17 protein-coding genes are annotated in these 16,936 nt (G+C 60.2%); 6 read left to right on the forward strand and 11 right to left on the reverse strand.

The annotated features are described in order from the left end of the window. The first annotated feature begins 63 nt into the window (after positions 1-63). Positions 64-1,413: an SLC13 family permease gene (locus AC0L2V_RS07395; protein WP_128172146.1), complete on the forward strand. Its 1,350-nt coding sequence runs from the start codon at positions 64-66 to the stop codon at positions 1,411-1,413. A 164-nt stretch (positions 1,414-1,577) separates the two neighbouring features. Here AC0L2V_RS07395 and hutC read toward each other — a convergent pair whose 3' ends face one another. From hutC to AC0L2V_RS07435, 8 genes are all read right to left on the reverse strand, one after another. Further along, positions 1,578-2,312, reverse strand: coding sequence for a histidine utilization repressor (gene hutC / locus AC0L2V_RS07400; protein ID WP_287307349.1), 735 nt, complete (start codon positions 2,310-2,312; stop codon positions 1,578-1,580). Further along, entirely contained in the window at positions 2,309-3,331 is a 1,023-nt protein-coding gene (locus AC0L2V_RS07405) for a zinc-dependent alcohol dehydrogenase (RefSeq protein WP_473509479.1), read from the reverse strand. The genes hutC and AC0L2V_RS07405 overlap by 4 nt, the downstream gene beginning before the upstream one ends. 6 nt (positions 3,332-3,337) lie before the next feature. After that, entirely contained in the window at positions 3,338-4,660 is a 1,323-nt protein-coding gene (gene hisD / locus AC0L2V_RS07410) for a histidinol dehydrogenase (RefSeq protein ID WP_473519791.1), read from the reverse strand. A 35-nt stretch (positions 4,661-4,695) separates the two neighbouring features. After that, positions 4,696-5,496: an ABC transporter permease gene (locus tag AC0L2V_RS07415; RefSeq protein WP_473509483.1), complete on the reverse strand. Its 801-nt coding sequence runs from the start codon at positions 5,494-5,496 to the stop codon at positions 4,696-4,698. After that, positions 5,493-6,437, reverse strand: coding sequence for an ABC transporter permease (locus AC0L2V_RS07420; RefSeq protein WP_473519792.1), 945 nt, complete (start codon positions 6,435-6,437; stop codon positions 5,493-5,495). Before AC0L2V_RS07420 ends, AC0L2V_RS07415 begins: the two co-directional genes overlap by 4 nt. A gap of 128 nt (positions 6,438-6,565) precedes the next feature. Beyond that, positions 6,566-7,672 (reverse strand): ABC transporter substrate-binding protein, encoded by a 1,107-nt coding sequence (locus tag AC0L2V_RS07425; protein ID WP_473509484.1) that lies wholly within the window; start codon positions 7,670-7,672, stop codon positions 6,566-6,568. Positions 7,673-7,707: 35 nt separating this feature from the next. Continuing rightward, a complete protein-coding gene (locus AC0L2V_RS07430) occupies positions 7,708-8,853 on the reverse strand; it encodes an ABC transporter ATP-binding protein (RefSeq protein WP_473509486.1) in 1,146 nt (381 codons plus the stop codon). Positions 8,854-8,968: 115 nt separating this feature from the next. Continuing rightward, on the reverse strand, positions 8,969-9,742 hold the full coding sequence (locus tag AC0L2V_RS07435) for an SDR family NAD(P)-dependent oxidoreductase (protein WP_473509487.1): 774 nt from the start codon (positions 9,740-9,742) through the stop codon (positions 8,969-8,971). Between the two features lie 236 nt (positions 9,743-9,978). Between AC0L2V_RS07435 and AC0L2V_RS07440 the strand changes: the two genes are divergently transcribed. Then, entirely contained in the window at positions 9,979-10,227 is a 249-nt protein-coding gene (locus AC0L2V_RS07440) for a plasmid stabilization protein (RefSeq protein WP_473509489.1), read from the forward strand. Between the two features lie 212 nt (positions 10,228-10,439). Here the strand turns inward: AC0L2V_RS07440 and AC0L2V_RS07445 are convergent, their stop codons facing one another. Further along, the gene (locus AC0L2V_RS07445; protein WP_473509491.1) at positions 10,440-10,682 is read right to left on the reverse strand and encodes a hypothetical protein; all 243 of its coding nucleotides are present in this window, start codon (positions 10,680-10,682) and stop codon (positions 10,440-10,442) included. Positions 10,683-11,206: 524 nt separating this feature from the next. Between AC0L2V_RS07445 and AC0L2V_RS07450 the strand changes: the two genes are divergently transcribed. Together AC0L2V_RS07450 and AC0L2V_RS07455 are read left to right on the forward strand one after the other, a co-directional pair. Then, the gene (locus AC0L2V_RS07450; RefSeq protein WP_473509493.1) at positions 11,207-11,833 is read left to right on the forward strand and encodes a transglutaminase-like cysteine peptidase; all 627 of its coding nucleotides are present in this window, start codon (positions 11,207-11,209) and stop codon (positions 11,831-11,833) included. A gap of 302 nt (positions 11,834-12,135) precedes the next feature. After that, on the forward strand, positions 12,136-12,873 hold the full coding sequence (locus AC0L2V_RS07455; protein ID WP_023799626.1) for a TylF/MycF/NovP-related O-methyltransferase: 738 nt from the start codon (positions 12,136-12,138) through the stop codon (positions 12,871-12,873). Positions 12,874-13,008: 135 nt separating this feature from the next. Here the strand turns inward: AC0L2V_RS07455 and AC0L2V_RS07460 are convergent, their stop codons facing one another. Beyond that, positions 13,009-13,410, reverse strand: a complete 402-nt coding sequence (locus tag AC0L2V_RS07460; protein WP_473509495.1) for a class I SAM-dependent methyltransferase — start codon at positions 13,408-13,410, stop codon at positions 13,009-13,011. A 172-nt stretch (positions 13,411-13,582) separates the two neighbouring features. Continuing rightward, positions 13,583-14,515 (reverse strand): GSCFA domain-containing protein, encoded by a 933-nt coding sequence (locus AC0L2V_RS07465; protein ID WP_473509497.1) that lies wholly within the window; start codon positions 14,513-14,515, stop codon positions 13,583-13,585. A 405-nt stretch (positions 14,516-14,920) separates the two neighbouring features. Here AC0L2V_RS07465 and AC0L2V_RS07470 point away from each other — a divergent pair, with 405 nt between their 5' ends. After that, positions 14,921-15,568: an FkbM family methyltransferase gene (locus tag AC0L2V_RS07470; RefSeq protein WP_473475395.1), complete on the forward strand. Its 648-nt coding sequence runs from the start codon at positions 14,921-14,923 to the stop codon at positions 15,566-15,568. A gap of 161 nt (positions 15,569-15,729) precedes the next feature. After that, positions 15,730-16,710 (forward strand): glycosyltransferase family 2 protein, encoded by a 981-nt coding sequence (locus tag AC0L2V_RS07475; RefSeq protein WP_473509499.1) that lies wholly within the window; start codon positions 15,730-15,732, stop codon positions 16,708-16,710. The last annotated feature ends 226 nt before the right edge of the window (positions 16,711-16,936 follow it).

Raw genomic sequence — 16,936 nt, forward strand, 5'->3', positions numbered from 1 at the left:
GCTGATCTACCACCGATGGAAATGAGAACGGGCGCCTGAAGGCGTTTCCCGAGGGAGGAAGCTATGAACATTCAGATTCTGTCGATTGCGCTGCTGATCGGCATGTTCGTGATCGCCACCATGCAGCCGATCAACATGGGCGCGCTCGCCTTCGCATGCGCCTTTCTGGTCGGCTCGCTCGTCATGGCTATGAAGCCGGCGGAAATATTTGCTGGCTTCCCGAGCGATCTCTTCCTGACATTGGTCGGCATTACTTACCTGTTCGCCATCGCCCAGATCAACGGTACTATCGATTGGCTGGTCGAGGGCGCGGTCAAACTGGTGCGCGGGCATGTGGCCTGGATTCCCTGGGTCATGTTCCTGGTCGCGGCCGTCATCACCGGCTTCGGTGCGCTCGGACCTGCGGCGGTCGCCATCCTGGCCCCGGTGGCGCTGGGTTTTGCGTTCCAGTACCGCATCAATCCGGTCATGATGGGATTGATGGTTATTCACGGTGCACAGGCGGGCGGCTTTTCGCCGATCAGCGTCTATGGCGGCATCACCAACCAGATCGTCGAAAAGGCGGGGTTGCCGTTCGCGCCGACATCACTGTTTCTCTCCAGCTTCTTCTTCAACCTGGCCATCGCCGTCCTCGTATTCTTCGTCTTCGGCGGCTCGAAGGTGCTGCGTAAGTATTCGGTCGCGTCGGGACCGCTGCCTGACCTCCACCCCGAAGGCGTGACGCAGTCAATCGTCGGCCACGGCGGCACGCCGGCTACTCCGATCAGCCATCACGTCTTTGAGGAGCAGACAAAAAATGTGTCGGCGCTTTCCGGCCTGACTACGGAAAGGCTGACGACATTAGTCGGCCTAACCGCGCTCGCGGTCGGCGCACTTGTCTTCAAGTTCAATGTCGGCCTGGTGGCGATCACCGTCGCGGTCGCGCTCGCGCTCCTCTCGCCGAAGACCCAAAAGGCAGCGATCGACAAGGTCAGCTGGTCGACGGTGCTCCTGATCGCCGGCATCATCACCTATGTCGGCGTCATGGAGAAGATCGGCACGATCGACTACGTCGCCCAAGGCATTTCAAGCCTGGGCATGCCGCTGCTGGTTGCACTCCTCCTCTGCTTCACCGGCGCCATTGTATCGGCATTCGCCTCGTCCACGGCATTGCTGGGAGCCATCATTCCACTGGCCGTGCCCTTCCTCCTGCAGGGACAGATCAGTGCCATAGGTGTGGTTGCGGCGATCGCGATCTCCACCACCATCGTCGACACCAGCCCGTTTTCGACCAACGGTGCGCTGGTCGTCGCCAATGCCCGGGAAGCAGAGCGCGAGGGCGTGCTGAAGACGTTGCTGATCTACAGCGCGCTTATCGCCATCATCGGCCCTGTCATCGCCTGGCTGGTTTTCGTGGTCCCCGGTTTGGTTTGAACGGTCGGCCAATCAGTCTGGCCGCTCCGGTGCAATTTGACCGGCGGCCAGGCTTGACCCGAAATGATCTGATCGGCGGCGGCGCAGGCGGAGCTGATTGCCTATCAAGGCAGCCGTTTGGCCGATAGCGCCGCCGCCCGCCCTGCCTGGCGGGCCGTCGCTGCTCATGCGGCGGGTGAGGGCGCGTAGCGGCTGCCCAGCGAATAGCGGCTGCCGACATAGGTGAGCTTGTTGACGGTGGCGACCGCCGCGCCCGACCAGGTCCGCCGATGCAGGAGCAGGCAGGGGTCGCCGGGTCGGATCATCAAATGGCGGGCCGCCATCTCTTCTGCGGCGACGGCCGAGATCACATGCTCCACTTCCGTCAGCGGCGTCGCCCGCTGCAGGTAGTCGTAAGTGGTGGTCGCCACGAAATCTTGCCGATGGTAGTCGGGTGCGAGCGCCGGATTGACAAAGCGTTCCTCGAGCTGGACGGGCACATCGTCTTCGAAATGCACGATGATCGAATGGGCGACCGGTCTGCGGCGCGTGAACTCGAAGGCGACGACGAGGTCCAGCGCCGGATTGCGGATCTTCTCGAGGACGATGACCTCGGCCCTGTGGCGTGCGCCGCGCGCGGCGATCTCGCCGGCGATGTTCCTGATTTCGATGAGGGCCGATTGCGGTTTCGGCGGCGCCACAAAGGTGCCTACGCCCTGGATACGCAGCAGGTGGCCTTCCGAGGTCAGTTCCCTCAGCGCCCGGTGCACCGTCATCCTCGAGACGCCGAGCGTGCTGACCAGCTCGTTTTCGGAAGGCAGCCTGCGGTCCTTCGGCCAGTTGCCGCTGCCGATATTGCCAAGCACGTAGTCCTTGACCTTTTCGTAGAGCGGCCCGGCGGTTTCGGTAAGCCTGATCATCGTCCGCTCTCCATCCGGACGATGGTCTTCAACCCGCCGCTCACGCCGGCGATCAGGCGCTGGTAAGCGGCGGGAATTTCGCCGATCGCGATCTCGTCGGACACGAAGCGCGACAGCGCGGGCGCGAGATCGCCAAGCATCGAGACGGCCGGCGCAAGCTCGTCGGCGAAGGCGTGGCAGCCGACAAGCGCGATCTCGCGCTCGACCAGCAAGTTGGGGTCGAGGTCGAGGCGGCCATGCGAAATGCCGACCAGCGCCAGCGTGCCGCCGCCGGCCAAGACATCGAGCAGCCGCGCCATCACCGCCACGCTGCCCGTCGCGTCGATGGCATGGCGCGGATTGGGGGCATGGCGCAGATTGGGATCACAGGGCAGGGCGTCCAGGTCGACGACGGTCGCGCCGCTCACCTCGGCCACAAGCTCCGCACGCGCTGCATTGCGGTCGGCGACGAGCACCGGTCTCTCGCTGCGCCGCGACAGGAGCAGCGCCGCCAGCCCGCCGATCGGGCCGCAACCGGCAATAAGCACCGGCGCCCCGGCCGGCGCCGACAGCCGCCGCACTGCGTGCAGGGCGACCGCCAGCGGCTCCGCCATGGCGGCGATTGCGGGATCGAGCATGGGGTCGTGGCGCACAAGCAGCCGCGCCGGCAGCTGCGTCTCTTCCGCGAAGCCGCCGTCGCAGACCTCGCCTACAAAGCCCAGTGTGGCACAGACATTATGCCGGCCGCCGCGGCAAGCAGGGCATTCGCCGCACCAGAAGCGCGAATCGGCCACAACCGGGTCTCCGAGCGCAAACTGGGACACGCCGGCCCCCACGGCAGTCACTTCGCCAGCGAACTCATGTCCGGCGACGCTCGGCGCGCGGCTGATCCACTGACCGGTCCGGAAGTTGTGGAGGTCGGAGCCGCAAATGCCGGCGGCCGTCACCTTGAGCCGCACCCAGCCAGGCGCTGGTTCGCCGGGAGATGGCACGTCCTCAACCCGCAAATCACCCGCCGCATGGAGTCTGGCCGCCTTCATCGTCCGCTACCGCGCCAAATATCGGTCGCGCACGTCGGAGACGGCGTGTTCATGCGAGGAGAAGCCTTCATAGCGGGCAAGTGTGCGGGCATGGCGCGCGAATTCCGGATAGGCCGCGGCCGTCACGTAGCCGATCGAAGAGCGTTTGACGAAATCCGTGACCGAGAGCGGTCCACAAGTACGCGCCCAGCGACTGGTCGGCAGCACGGCGTTGGGGCCTAGCCCGAAATTGCCGATCGAGACCGGCGTGTGCGGTCCCATCAGGATCTCGGCAGCTTCGGTGATGTGGCCAAGGTGCGCGAAGGGGTCGGTGGAGAGGATCTCCAGGTGCTCCGGTGCGTAGTCGTTGATGAAGCGGTAGCTCTCCTCGATCGAGGCCGTCAGCACAATGCCGCCACAGGCGCCGGTCAGGACCGCGGTGGAGAACGCGACCCGTTGCTCGCTCATGCGCGCCCAGTGCTCCGGCAGCGCCGCCAGTGCCTCCTCCGCCACGCGGCGGCTGTGGGTCACCAGATAGGCAGACGAGTCCGGTCCGTGCTCCGCCTCGATGAGGAGGTCGAGCGCGGCCAGCCCGCCATGCACGCTGTCGTCGGCGAGGATGATCGCTTCGGACGGGCCGGCGGGAAGGCCAGGGTCGATGACGCCGGCGAGCAGCCGCTTGGCCGCAACCACCCAGGGGCTGCCCGGACCGACGATCTTGAGCGCGGCCGTGACCGTCCCTGTGCCGTAGGCGACTGCGGCCACCGCCTGCGCGCCGCCGCATTTGTAGACCGTTTCGACGCCGGCGAGGCGCGCCGCAACCAGCGTCGCTGCGTCCACCGAACCATCGGGCGCCGGCGGCGTGACGATGGCAAGCTCCGGGACGCCCGCCACCACTGCGGGCACTGCGGTCATCATTGTCACCGAAGGGAACGCCCCTTTGCCGCGCGGGACATAGAGCGCCACCGAGCGGATCGGCGTGAAGCGGTCGCCGGCAAAGGCGCCGGGCCGCATTTCCTTGAGCCACATCGCTTCCGGTTTCTGCTCTTCGTGGAAATGCCGGATGTTGTCGATGCCGAAGCGAATGGCGGCGATCACGTCCTCGTCGACCATGCCGAAGGCGGCGTCGAACTCGGTGGGGCTGACCTTCAGTCGCCTGGCATCGAGATCTGCCTTGTCAAAGTCGCGGGCGAAGCGAACGAGCGCGGCGTCGCCTTCTGTTCGGACCGCCTCGATGATCGGTGCGGCCTTCTCCATAAAGCCAGAGAGATCGGTCTCTGAGCGCCGCATCAATGCCGAACGAGCGGCGGCGTCGAGTTGGCTCAGATCGTGGAATGATACGTTTGGCATAGGATTTCCTTTGCGGCCCGACGAGCCGGCTTTCCTCATTTCGATTTCAGGAAGATGTCGAGCCCGACCAGCCTGTCGAGCAGGAAAACGGCGACGGCCGAGCAGGCGATGAAGACCACGGAGATCGCGGCGAGATCCGGCGTGATGATCGAGCGGATGGAGTTGTAGATCAGCACCGGCAGCGTCACGATGCGGGCATCGACGAGCAGCAGGCTGACCAGGAATTCGTTGAGCGCAAGGATGAACATCAGCAGCGAGCCGGTGATCACCCCCGGCATGACCGCCGGCAAGGTGACGGAGAAGAACACCTGGAGCGGCGGCGCGCCGCAATTGGCGGCGGCCAGTTCAAGGTCCGGGTCAAGCCCGGTGGCGCTCGCCGTCACCGCCCAGATCATGAAGGGCAGGTTGATGACGCAGCAGGCGATGCCGACTGGCCAGAGCTGGCCGAGAATGCCGGCGTTGCCGAAGATCAGCATGAGGCCGATGCCCGATCCGATCAGCGGGATGGTGAATGGCAGCAGCAGATAGATCTGGATCGTCTTCTCAAAACGCACCGCATATTTCGCCAGCGCGATGCCGGCCAGCGTGCCCACTGGAATGGCAACGATCGTGCAGACCGTCGCGACCTGGAGCGTGCGCAGGAAAGCGTTGCGCAGGTCGGAGGCCTGCGAAATACGCGCGTACCACCGCAGCGACAGTCCATCCGGCGGAAACGTAATGATGTTGCCGCCGGTAAAGGAAGCGCCGAGCACAACGATCGTCGGCGCCGAAAGCGTCACCAGGGCGATCGTCACCAGGGTCCACAGGACAATCGATTTGCTGCGCGAGCCGATCACGCCCGCGACCTCCCCATGGCGAGCGTTCCGGCTCCAAACAGCGCGAACACCAAGCCGACAAGGATTGACCCGAGAGCGACCAGCATAAGCGCCAGCATCGCGCCGAGACCCTGGTCGGAGGTGCGGAAGAACTGGTCGTAGATGGCGTTGGCGATAAAGTCCTGCGAGCCGCCGCCAAGGATCGCAGGGACTGCGAAATCGGTGAGCGAAAGCGTCAGCACCACCACGCCGGCGCCGACGAAGCCTGGACGAGCGAGTGGCAGCACGACGTGGATGAACGTGCGAACCCAGTTCGCGCCGAGCGATCCAGCGGCTGCCTCCAACTCTTCGGGAATGGCGGTGAGTGCCGGCGCCAGCATCAGTACGGCAAACGGCAGCATGTATTGCATGAGGCCGAACAGCACGGCGGGGTAGTTATAGATGAGCCGCATCGGGGCCACCCCGACAAGGCCGAGCGCCTCGTTCACCATGCCCTGGTTGCCGAGGATGATCAGCCAGCCATAGGCACGCACCACCTGGCCGATGAAGAACGGCAGGAACAGCGCGATCAGCAGGAATTTGCGCAATCCCGGCGAACGCGTGCGCACCATCAGATAGGCGTAGGGAAAGGCGAAGACGAGCGTCACCGCGGTGACGATCAGGGCGGCAACGAGGCTGCGCTGCGCGACGACCAGGAACAGTGGCTCGGTCAGCGCGCGGCGGAAATTGGCGATGGAATAGTCGTCGGAGAACTGGAAGGTGGTGGTGTCTAGCGTGCGCAGGCTGGCATCCGCGATCTGGATGAGACCAAGCACGAGCAGCCCGACAAGCAGCACCGCCGGAAGCAGCATCAGATAGGGCGTAGCGCGCCTGAACCGCGCCGGCCAGATAGCGGCGGCAACGCCTTCCAACGCATCCATGATGCGCCATGTCAGGGGATAGGCTGTCCTGGCTGCCCGCATGAAAATCCGTATCCGACGTCGTCAAGGAGCCGGTGCCGCGCTAGAGCAATTCCAGGAAAAGTGTATAGCGGTTTTCCGTCCGGAATTGCGTAAAAACAAAGAGTTAGCGCAGCACCGGCCGACCGGCGTCAGCCCTGCATGATCGCCTTGAACTTGGAAAACCACTCGCTCTCATTCTCGACCTGGATCTTCGACGAGATGCGGATGAGGCGCTGGAAATCCGCTTCGGTGGTCGGATAGGACGGATCGCCCACCAGATCCTTCGGCGGCGTGAGGCCCGGCACCACGCCCGGCAAGCCAAGCCCGTCCAGCCAGATCTGCTGGGCTTCCTTGGTCAAGGCGTGATTGATGTACTGCTTGGCCCAGTAGAGTTCGTTTTCCGGCAGGCCCTTGGGGATCCACAGACCGTCAGTGTCGAATTTTGCACCCTCTTCCGGCACCACCCATTCGATTTTGACGCCGTTCTTGCGCGCCTCCCGGGCGTTGGTCGAGATGGTGCAGGCGGCGTCGATCTCGCCGTTCTGGAACCAGGTGGTGAAGTCGGGATCCTCGCCCAGCAGCGGCTGCTGTGCCTTCATCTTGGTGATGAAATCCCACGCCGGCTGCATGTTGCCGGGAATGTCCTCCAGCTTGCCACCACCGGCGACCTGGGCGGGGAAATGGAAGCCGATGCCGTCATTGTAGAAGGCAAGCCGACCCTTGAACTTCGGGTCGAGCAGATCTTTCCAGGACTTGGGCGGTCCATCCGGGAATGCCGCAGGCCGATAGGCAAGCACATAGACATAACCGTAGGTATTGACGATCGGGAAGCCTTCCAGGCCGGCCGGCTTGGCAAGGTCCGTCACATTGGCGAGGTTCGGCAGGTCGGAGAGGTCTTCCGTCACGCCGCGCAGTGCCGATTTCGTGGCATTGGTGGTGGTGTCCCAGTTGATATGGATCGGCGGGACGCGTTTCTGCGCTACGGCCGCCCAGACCTTGGGCTGAATCTCGTTGTCTTCGGTCAGGTCGTGACGGACAGCAATCCCCGTCATTTTGGTGAAGCTGTCGGACACGCCAGCCTTCAAACTATCCACCCAGCTGCCGCCCCAGGCGCGCACGATGATCTCCGCCGGCTTTTCCGGCTCCTGCGCATAGGCGCCGCGCAGGCCGAGCGCCGAGGCGCCGCCAAGCGCGGCGGTGGCCTGAAGGAAGGTTCTGCGGGAAAGATGGGATATCTTCGGCTTAAAGCGCTTCATCTGCATTCTCCTCTGGGTTTGACCGGTTTCCGGTTCTATCGAAAAACAAGCATGTCCCTGGCGTTCCACCCCAGGAACACGCTTTCGCCTATGTCGAACTGCGTGTGCGCGGCGGGATCATGGTCGAAAACGCGAATGACCTCGTCGCCAATCGCGGCGCAGGCGACCTCGTAGACCATGCGCTCGCCTTCGAAGATGGTGTCGGTGACAGTTCCGGCCAGCATGCAATCGAGCTTCGACAGCTGCGCAGCATCGCCGGCGAGACGGATCTGTTCGGCGCGGATCGCTCCCGATGCCTTGTCGCCCTCGGCAGGCGGATTGACCGGATCGCCGACCTTTCCGGCAAGCATCAGATCGCCCCGAAAGATAGAGACGTCGCCCGCTTCCGATACGGCCCGTACCGTGCCGGCAATGAAGTTGGTGACGCCGATGAAATTGGCGACGAAGGCGTTGCGGGGCTGGCGGTAGGTGTGGATCGGCCGTGCCTTCTGCTGGATCTCGCCCTGATCCATGACGACGATATCGTCGGAAACCACCAGCGCCTCGCGCTGGTCGTGGGTGACATTGATCGTGGTGACGCCGAGCTCACGCTGGATGCGGCGGAATTCGAGCTGCATTTCCTCGCGCAGCTTGCGGTCGAGTGCGGCGAGCGGCTCGTCGAGAAGCAGCAGGTCGGGCTCAAACACCAGCGCGCGCGCAATCGCGACGCGCTGCTGCTGCCCGCCGGACAGTTCGTGAATGCGCCTGCCGCCGTAGCCTCCGAGCCGGACCAGCGCGAGATATCGCTCGACGCGGTCGGGAATGGTGCGTGCGTCGCGCCGACGCATCTTCAGTGGGAAGGCGACATTCTCGGCCGCCGTCATATGAGGAAACAAGGCAAGTCTCTGAAAGACCATGCCGATCGACCGCTTGTGCGGTGGCACCGCGCTCACCGCTTCACCGTTGATGAAGATCTCGCCGCTGCTCGGGGTCTGGAACCCGGCGATCATGCGCAGGAGGGTTGTCTTGCCGGACCCAGACGGCCCGAGAATGGTGAGAAACCGGCCCTTCGGCAGATCGAAGGACGCATTCTTGACGGCTTGAACCCCATCGAAGTCCATCCCGACGTTGCGGACCGTGACGGCGATTTCCCTGTCGCCTTCCGCTTCGTGCGAAGCTGCGGCCCGAAAACGCTCCTGCATTGTGGTTCCCCTTTTGTCGCCGGTCGCATGCAAGAACGTCCAGCGTGTCAGGTGGTATATACAACCATATACAAGCTCGGTCTACACAGTCCTCGTTGCGCCGCATCTCAGTCGCTCAGATGGATGCGAGATAGCCGCCGTCGACCGGGAGGCAATGCCCGGTGACATAGGCGGATGCCCCGCTCGCCAAAAACACGACGGCGCCGGCCAGATCCTGCATCGTGCCGAAGCGCCGCTGAGGGATCTTGGCCAGCATCGCCGTCTGCCAGTCGGGATCCTGGTAAAAGGCGTCCGTCATCGCCGTATGGAAATACCCCGGAGCGATGGCGTTGACGCGGATGCCGAGCGATGCCCATTCCGCGGCGAGTGCGCGGGTCATGCCCAGAAGCCCGGACTTGGACGAGCCGTAGGGCACCGCGGTCGGAATGCCGACATAGGAGGTCAGCGAGCAAAGATTGATGATCGCGCCACCGCTGTTGTCGTCAGCCATCCGCCGCGCCGCAGCCTGCGCGCAGAAGAAGGCGCCCTTCAGATTGGTCGATACGATGCGGTCCCATACCGCCTCGTCCACGTCGAGCGAGGGCTGGACTTGTTCGTAGCCGGCGTTGTTGACCAGAATGTCGAGCCGACCAAAGGCATCCGCGACCTCGTCGACCACCACGCGGATGCGATCGGTGTCGAGCACGTCGAGAGACCGGCAAAGCGACCTTCGCCCATGTGCGCTAATTCGGTCCGCCGTTTCACGAAGGGAATTTTCGTCGCGGGCGGTCACCGCCACATCGGCGCCGGCCGCCGACAGCGCCTCCGCCAATGCCTGGCCGATGCCGCGGCTGGCGCCCGTCACCAGCGCCTTTTTTCCCGTCAGGTCGAACAGGCGAGCGGCGTCCATGGCGGTTTCCTGCATTCCCGAAAAAAAACCATGCGGTCGGATTGGAAACGAACACCAGTTGCGGCCGGTTGTCTATACATCTTGCGCTATTGCGGGGGTGCCACCAAACGGCGCGGCGCCGGTTTGCGGCGATCGCTTGAACGACGGCATCCCGGATGGCCCCCCATCAGAACGCCATCAACTGGCGTCTCGCTAGCAAAGCCATTAAGCTCTATCAACGGCAAAGGGAGTCCCATATGGTCGAAGCGCGGCTTTCCGTGCGCAGCGCAAAGGCGCGTGATCTTGCGCACCGGCTGGCTCGGCGCGAGAACCGCTCGATCGCCGACGTGGTTGAGCGCGCGCTAGAATCCTATGAGGTCCGGCACGCCGGTCGTGAGCCGGCGTCGACGTTCTACGCGCGTATCGCTAGCGCTTATGGCGTCGAAATCGACCTTGAAGCGACGATCAGGGGCGCTCGGCAGGTTGATTCGGGACCTGAGCTTTGATCTTCCCCTGCTGCCAGGGTCATTTCCGAGACGCTGAAGAAGTCGCCCGAGCCTGCCTTGTCGCATGGTTGTTCGCCATGGCGCCTCGACACGCTCGCCTGAGAAATTGAATTCACCCTATCGGCGCGATTTTCCCGGGCGCCCTTGTCCAACCACCCCCGCTGAATGCGGGGTGATTGGACAATTTTGCATGGGAGGAAAAGTTCAGCGCATCAACGGCCGCCCGCCCATGGCGCACGACCCCTAAGGACCTTGCCGGGCTGTGGCTGTTCTTCTTGCGGAGCGACCACCGGTTGAGGCAAGGAAGCCGTGTGACTGGTATCCAAGGTCATTCCGCTGTTGTCGACGCCAGTAGCGAAGCCGCGGGTCGGGTCGCGGTCCGGGTTTTGATTGGCAGCGAGCGAGACTCCTGTCGACAGGCCGAGGAGGGCGATAGCGGTTACAAGTTTGTTCATCGTACTGTCCTTTCATAATGAGCAGACCCGCCGACGGCGGCTCGCGCGGAATTGACTCCTGCTTTGCGAAATCCCGTCGGCTCTCTGTCTCGCCATCATGACGAGGCTTCCTGCTCACGGATGAAACTACGCTGGGCCTGTCGCAGAGGTTTGCCCGAGTGCTATCGAAGTGTATCCGAATGTATGAGAATCCATGCGAGGTCCCGCAGCTCTTGGACTTCGACAAATTTGGCTACAATTTTTTTGGCCGCCTGTCGGCGTTTGCGCGGCCAGATACCTGTCGGGCGCCGTCATCAGGTCCAGGTAAGCGGAGCTGCCGAAGAACGCCGATGACGTAAAAGCGGGACAATTCCCCTGATCGGGTGAACGCATAATTTGCTGATCGGGCGACCGCGCGGCGCCCACCATCAGGTGGTTCGCGACCGTCGCTTTAAAATGTGCGGCGGCTGTGTTGATGCGCTTATGAAAAGATGGTAACGCGATATTAAAGATTGTTTCGGGTTGTTACCTCTGGGGCGGGGCGAATGGGATTGGTGGTACCGCGGGCATGGCTGTGTGCCGGCCTACTGATAGGCTTGATGATGTCCGCGACGCCGATGGAGAAGGCTTCGGCCGACGTCGTGCCTGGCGCCATGGCCACCGGGCAGCCAACCTCCATCCCTGTCGGCTACATCGAATTCTGCAGACGGCGGGCCGCGGAGTGCGCGATACGATCAGGCAGGAGCGCTCCAGTCCTTCTGTCGGCGGGCATGGAAGGCAAGCTCGCCTCCGTCAACAAGCTGGTGAACAGATCGATCAGGCCCGCGAGCGATTTGGACGTTCACGGCATGATGGAATTCTGGTCCTATCCTGACCACGCGCTCGGCGACTGCGAGGATTATGTCCTGCTCAAGCGCCAGTTGCTCAGGCAGCAGGGCATATCGCTGTCGAACCTTCTGATCACCGTCGTCAGGAAGCAGGACGGCGAGGGGCACGCGGTGCTGACCGTCAAGACCGACAAAGGCGACTATGTGCTCGACAACCTCAACGACGATGTGAAGCCTTGGTCGCTAACTGGATATCGATTTATAAAAAGGCAGTCGTCTACGCATACCGGGCGCTGGGTCGCGATAATCGAACACCCCGATGTTCTGGTCGGGGCAGTCGACTGAACCTCCCGAATTAGCGATCGACAATGCCTGGCGCTGGCGCTCATGCCGGAGAACGGCCAGGGAAGCCCGGCTGCGCGCCTGTTTCCGCACCGGCCCAGGCACATGACCCGTGATCTTGAGTCGCACTGCATGGGAGTTCCATTCCAGGCATAGGCTTATTACGAGCACCGGAAAGCGCTTCCTTGCGGCGCTCGATAAGCTAATGTCCCTCAGCCGGAACTCGATTTCATTCCGCGCCTGATGCCGGTAGAGCTTACTCTTCTGCCCGTGTTATGGACATGTCGAATGCTGGAGGATACAGGATGAAATTGAGAGACGCGGCACTTGCTGTCATTTCGAAAAAACGCAGAGGCGTGGCCTGGTATAAGGTCTCTCAGAAGAAGGCCGACAAATACGGCTTCTATGTTTATTCCAGTCATATGGTCTGGAAAGACCAGCCGTTTTTCCGAAAGGCGCTGCAGCGGGTCAAAAACATCCGTGGGATTCCAGATCCCCGGGCTTTCGTCCTGCAAAGCTGCTTGCGATCGATCGAGCGTATCGACGGCGATGTGGCCGAATGCGGCGTAAGGCAAGGCCGGTCGACGATATTCATGCTGATGAGCGATCTTCGGCCACGGCACTACCACCTTTTTGACTCGTTCGCTGGCCTCTCGGAACCGACCGCAGAGGACCGCAAGCCAAACGGCCGAACGCCATGGAAGTCCGGCGATCTCAGCACCGACGAGAAGGTAGCCAGAGAGAATATTTCCGACTTCAGCAACACCACTTTTCATGTCGGATGGATACCGGAAACTCTTTCCAACGTATCTGACCGGCGTTTCGCCCTGGTCCATATTGACGTCGATCTTTACGAGCCGACACGTGACGCGCTCGCCTTCTTCTACGATCGGGTCTGCGCGAATGGCATGATCATATGTGACGACTACGGCTCTGCGCTCTGTCCTGGAGCCCGAAAGGCCTTTGATCAATTTTTCGAAAACCGCCCGGAAGGTGTCATCGAACTTCCAACGGGGCAGGCGATTGTCGTAAAGGCAAGCTAGTGCGCGGCATTCTAGTGGCGATGAAAAGCCTGAACCGTGCAACCGCGCGGCGACTGGTGGCGATGAGATATGCTGAATCCAGCGCCCTCGATTAAAGACTGAAGACGAATATCTTTTTCTTTTGGAACCGCGCCACTACGGTCTGTGCGCGGTTGACGATGTCGGCAAAGATGCGATCAGCCTTATCCTGGCCCAATCCCTGCGGACATGCTGGTAAACAGCGAGGAGCAGAACGACATCATAGCTGTCCCTGAGAACGGATGGAAGCTTTCGGCTCCCCAAGTTCATGGCATCAAATCGGCTTTCGACGCCAGATCCCAGAAAGATCGAGCGAGCCACGCCGATATGCGGTTTCAGGATATCGATGCCGTGGATGTAAGCCGGCCTATGCTTGGCGATTTCATAAGCGACGATGCCCATATTGCAGCCGACGTCGAGGATCGTCTTGCCGGCGTAGTCTACCCCGCACGAAAACAGCCCGTCGAGTCGATCCTCCCACGTTCCTGCGAATTTCTTGCGGGTGTTCCAAAACGGCATGAATTAGCCTCTCATGGCTGGATAGGTCGGCGGCGCTATATCGGTCAAGAGCGCGCTGCGCTAGTCTAGTTTCCGTCCACAAACGTCTAGCGCTGAATGGCTGCGGCTACTCTCCATCGACACGAAGAGACGATGTCACGGCGGCAGGCACGGGGTGTCCGTACGATGACGCCTACGACGGAGCAAAGTACGCGTTGAAGAACTGTTCAACGATGTCGTCGACGACTGATCTCTTTACGTGCCGTAAGTCCTCTTCGTAGCTACGAGTGAGGCCTCCATAGGTGACAAGCTCGAATGAGGGAAGGTAATGGACATTGTCCCGTTCCCGGCAGACTTGACCAAGCACAGCCCGAAGAACGGATTTGCCTTCAGTGTTCGCCGTGACGACATCCGCGTCTTGAAACGTCCGAGCCAATGCAACCGGTGAGACTGTGAGAACTATCGGTGCATCGGGTTTGTGTTGACGGACCATGTCCACGGTAGCCATCACGTTGGCATAATTCTCCTGAAAGCTGCTGACGTGAAGCGTCGTTTCCTGCATTCCGCCTCCGCCACGATAAAGCGGTTTCTGTGCTGCTACCTTGCCACTGGCCCTGTTGATGAAGACCTCAGTCATTCCGAAGGTAAATATGAATGCCGTGGCCGAATCGAAGCCAGCCCGCATCTCCCTGTTCATGCTCTCGATCACCTCTTTGAGAACTTCCGGAGATTTGGCGAGGATGAGACGGCGGTAGGGGTCCTGAAAGCAGATCGGACCCCAAGGCGCAGGTTTTTTGATCTGCCACCAGTCGTCATTGGCTTGATCCCACAAGCCGAGCATTTGCTCAATCTGAAGGCGAACAGTGAAGGTGTTATAGAAGTTCATATGCTCTCGCCCGGGCAGCTCATCTACAATGGCTTGCGCTGGGTCGAAACTGATATTTCTGTAAGACGGAACGCAGGCGACCTGCTTGCTTGTTAAGGCAAGACGAATTTCCTCCGCAAAGCAACTTCCCATCGTGAAGAATATATCGTTTCGAGTGAATACTGCGTTTTTACGGATTGTAATGACGCCTGAACTGGAAAAATCGCCATACTTGTTATTCAGTTTGTCCGCAGCCGCCAAATGGATAGGTTGAATGTACCCTAGTCGCTTGCGGAGCCGAAGATACTTTCGTCGAACTCGCTCTAGCAATGTCACATCGCTCCATGATCGTCATACTTGGCCGCTGACAGCAATGCCCGACATTTAGCCCGCTTCCCCGCTGGCCGCAATCCGGCCGGCACGCCGCCAAAGCCGTCGTGCGGAAGCCCATTATCGTCGCAAACGCTCGCTTCAAAGCCAACCGAAAATAGGCCCCAAGCCCCGATCATTAAAGCGACTGCTCTAAGACACGCCAAGAATCGCGGCGACGCTGTTGCAGAGCAGCACCAAAATTGGCATAGAACGTCTCCCTCTCGTCTGGATTTTGCGCATAGAGGATTTTGGTGCCGACGTTCAGTGGAGTCGACAGGATCTTTTTGTGTGACTATGAACGTTAAATTGCTAAAATATCACGCTTACAGCCGTTGGTTCGGGCGTCCCTCATGGAATGCTTCGTATCTGTTCGGACGGGCCTGCCGGCGGCTGAAGCCAGGCGATATTGTCATAGATGCCGGCGCGAATCTGGGTGAGATCACCTCGGCCTTGGCTAAGACGGGCTCGACGGTTCATGCCTTCGAGCCAGACCCCTACACCTTCGAACGGCTGCGCAAGAACGTTGGAGCGTTCAAAAATGTCCATCTCTATCAGCAGGCGCTTGCCGACCAATCCGGGACTGCGAAGCTCTACCGGTCACGTAAATTCAGTTCTGACCCAGACTTTTGGTCGCAATCCTCTTCCTTGTATGCCGACAAATCTAACATCTCGAAAGACGACTACACTGAGGTTGAGCAGTTAAGCATAGTTGATTTCGTTAGAGGGCTTGGATCTCCAGTGCGGATACTGAAGATTGATGTAGAGGGCGCGGAAGTGCCAATGCTCGAATCGATATTATCCTGCGGATTGATGAACAAGATCGATATGATCTTTGCTGAAACCCACGAGAAAAAAATCCCACAGCTTGCAGAACGTACGCGCGCGCTCCGCGAAGCAATCAAACGAGATTGGGCCAATAAAATCAACTTGGACTGGCACTAGTCATCTCCACTGGATGTTGACGAGTTGGATCACGCCTTCATAGCACCTTTGCCATCACCTATAACAAGTCGAGTGATGAGCGACGTTCGAAAAAAACATGGCGATCCGAACATGGCCGCTGCGACCTTGTGCGGACAGCCCCTTGAAATTTGTGAGCTCAAATGAAGAAAAGAAGCCAGTTTCATATTTTCCGTAGATCGATTGCCGACACAATTCAGTATAGATTTCGCAATGCGCTGAGGAAAGACGATTTAGAAGCGCGTGGAAATCTATCGCCAGTTTCTCAAAAAGAAATCTTGCTTGTGGCAGTCGTCAGGAACGAATACCCTGAGATAATTCCATTCCTTGATCACTATCGATCGATCGGCGTTTCCAGATTTGCCATTGTCGATGACCGTTCTGAGGACGGGACACGGGAATTTCTGTTGAGCCAACCAGATGTGGACGTATTCATCTCACGAAAGACCTATGGAGAAGCAGGGCGCGGAACTTTCTGGCGACAGGATATAATCCGCAGATACGGGTTCAACCGGTGGTACGTGATCGTGGATGCGGATGAATACCTGGTTTATGATGGCATGGATCGCCACGATCTGCATGACCTTGCCGGTTGGATCCGAAAAAGAGGCATGAAGCACTTGCTGGCGCCGATGATCGACATGTATCCAGCAGGAGACTTAAGGGACTTTCCGTTTGACCCAAAACGCACTCCTTGGGAGATAGCCGATCATTTCGATGCTTCGGGATACGACTACACAACGAGCCCGCAAAATATCAAAATCCGAGGTGGCCCGAGAAGTCGGGTGTTTGGTACGCACACCCTAACGAAATATCCGTTCGTATACGGGGATCGATTGACGATCTTAAATTCAATTCACGCTCCGCTACCCTATTGGCGTAACCACGTGGAGAGTTATGGCGCTCTTCTTCATTTTAAGTTTTTCTCTAATTTCACGACGAAGGCTCAGGTCGCCGCCGATGAAGGCCAATATTGGAACGGTGCTTCAAAATACAAGGAATACCTTTCCGCCACTATCGACAAGCCGGACTTCAATGTGATGAGCGATATTTCGCAAAGCTATTCGGGTATTCAGGATATAATCGGTGCGGGCCTGACCCAAGCTATTTCTTGGAATGATTAGATCGATAACCCGGTCCTTGGCTGCTCACCAATTCTCGCGGTTGGGAGCCCGATTTTGCCGGAGGCTCTATTCCAAAGCCCAGGCGATCATTCCTCTTGGACCCGGAGAGTTGTGTATGCTCCCATGGTCGCCGATCCCGTCAACGCGGGCTGGCATCCGGATTCGGCATTGACTGCACGTCCGAACAAAGTCACAGACAAGCGATCCGACATAGATTTATAGCAGA

Source organism: Mesorhizobium sp. WSM4814 (assembly GCF_055811595.1).

Coding starts and splice junctions, on each gene's coding strand:
- AC0L2V_RS07425 (WP_473509484.1), bottom strand. CDS start 7,672: ATGAAGCGCTTTAAGCCGAAGATATCCCATCTTTCCCGCAGAACCTTC.
- AC0L2V_RS07430 (WP_473509486.1), bottom strand. CDS start 8,853: ATGCAGGAGCGTTTTCGGGCCGCAGCTTCGCACGAAGCGGAAGGCGAC.
- AC0L2V_RS07405 (WP_473509479.1), bottom strand. CDS start 3,331: ATGAAGGCGGCCAGACTCCATGCGGCGGGTGATTTGCGGGTTGAGGAC.
- hutC (WP_287307349.1), bottom strand. CDS start 2,312: ATGATCAGGCTTACCGAAACCGCCGGGCCGCTCTACGAAAAGGTCAAG.
- AC0L2V_RS07440 (WP_473509489.1), top strand. CDS start 9,979: ATGGTCGAAGCGCGGCTTTCCGTGCGCAGCGCAAAGGCGCGTGATCTT.
- hisD (WP_473519791.1), bottom strand. CDS start 4,660: ATGCCAAACGTATCATTCCACGATCTGAGCCAACTCGACGCCGCCGCT.
- AC0L2V_RS07395 (WP_128172146.1), top strand. CDS start 64: ATGAACATTCAGATTCTGTCGATTGCGCTGCTGATCGGCATGTTCGTG.
- AC0L2V_RS07470 (WP_473475395.1), top strand. CDS start 14,921: ATGAACGTTAAATTGCTAAAATATCACGCTTACAGCCGTTGGTTCGGG.
- AC0L2V_RS07475 (WP_473509499.1), top strand. CDS start 15,730: ATGAAGAAAAGAAGCCAGTTTCATATTTTCCGTAGATCGATTGCCGAC.
- AC0L2V_RS07455 (WP_023799626.1), top strand. CDS start 12,136: ATGAAATTGAGAGACGCGGCACTTGCTGTCATTTCGAAAAAACGCAGA.
- AC0L2V_RS07435 (WP_473509487.1), bottom strand. CDS start 9,742: ATGGACGCCGCTCGCCTGTTCGACCTGACGGGAAAAAAGGCGCTGGTG.
- AC0L2V_RS07420 (WP_473519792.1), bottom strand. CDS start 6,437: ATGCGGGCAGCCAGGACAGCCTATCCCCTGACATGGCGCATCATGGAT.
- AC0L2V_RS07450 (WP_473509493.1), top strand. CDS start 11,207: ATGGGATTGGTGGTACCGCGGGCATGGCTGTGTGCCGGCCTACTGATA.
- AC0L2V_RS07460 (WP_473509495.1), bottom strand. CDS start 13,410: ATGCCGTTTTGGAACACCCGCAAGAAATTCGCAGGAACGTGGGAGGAT.
- AC0L2V_RS07445 (WP_473509491.1), bottom strand. CDS start 10,682: ATGAACAAACTTGTAACCGCTATCGCCCTCCTCGGCCTGTCGACAGGA.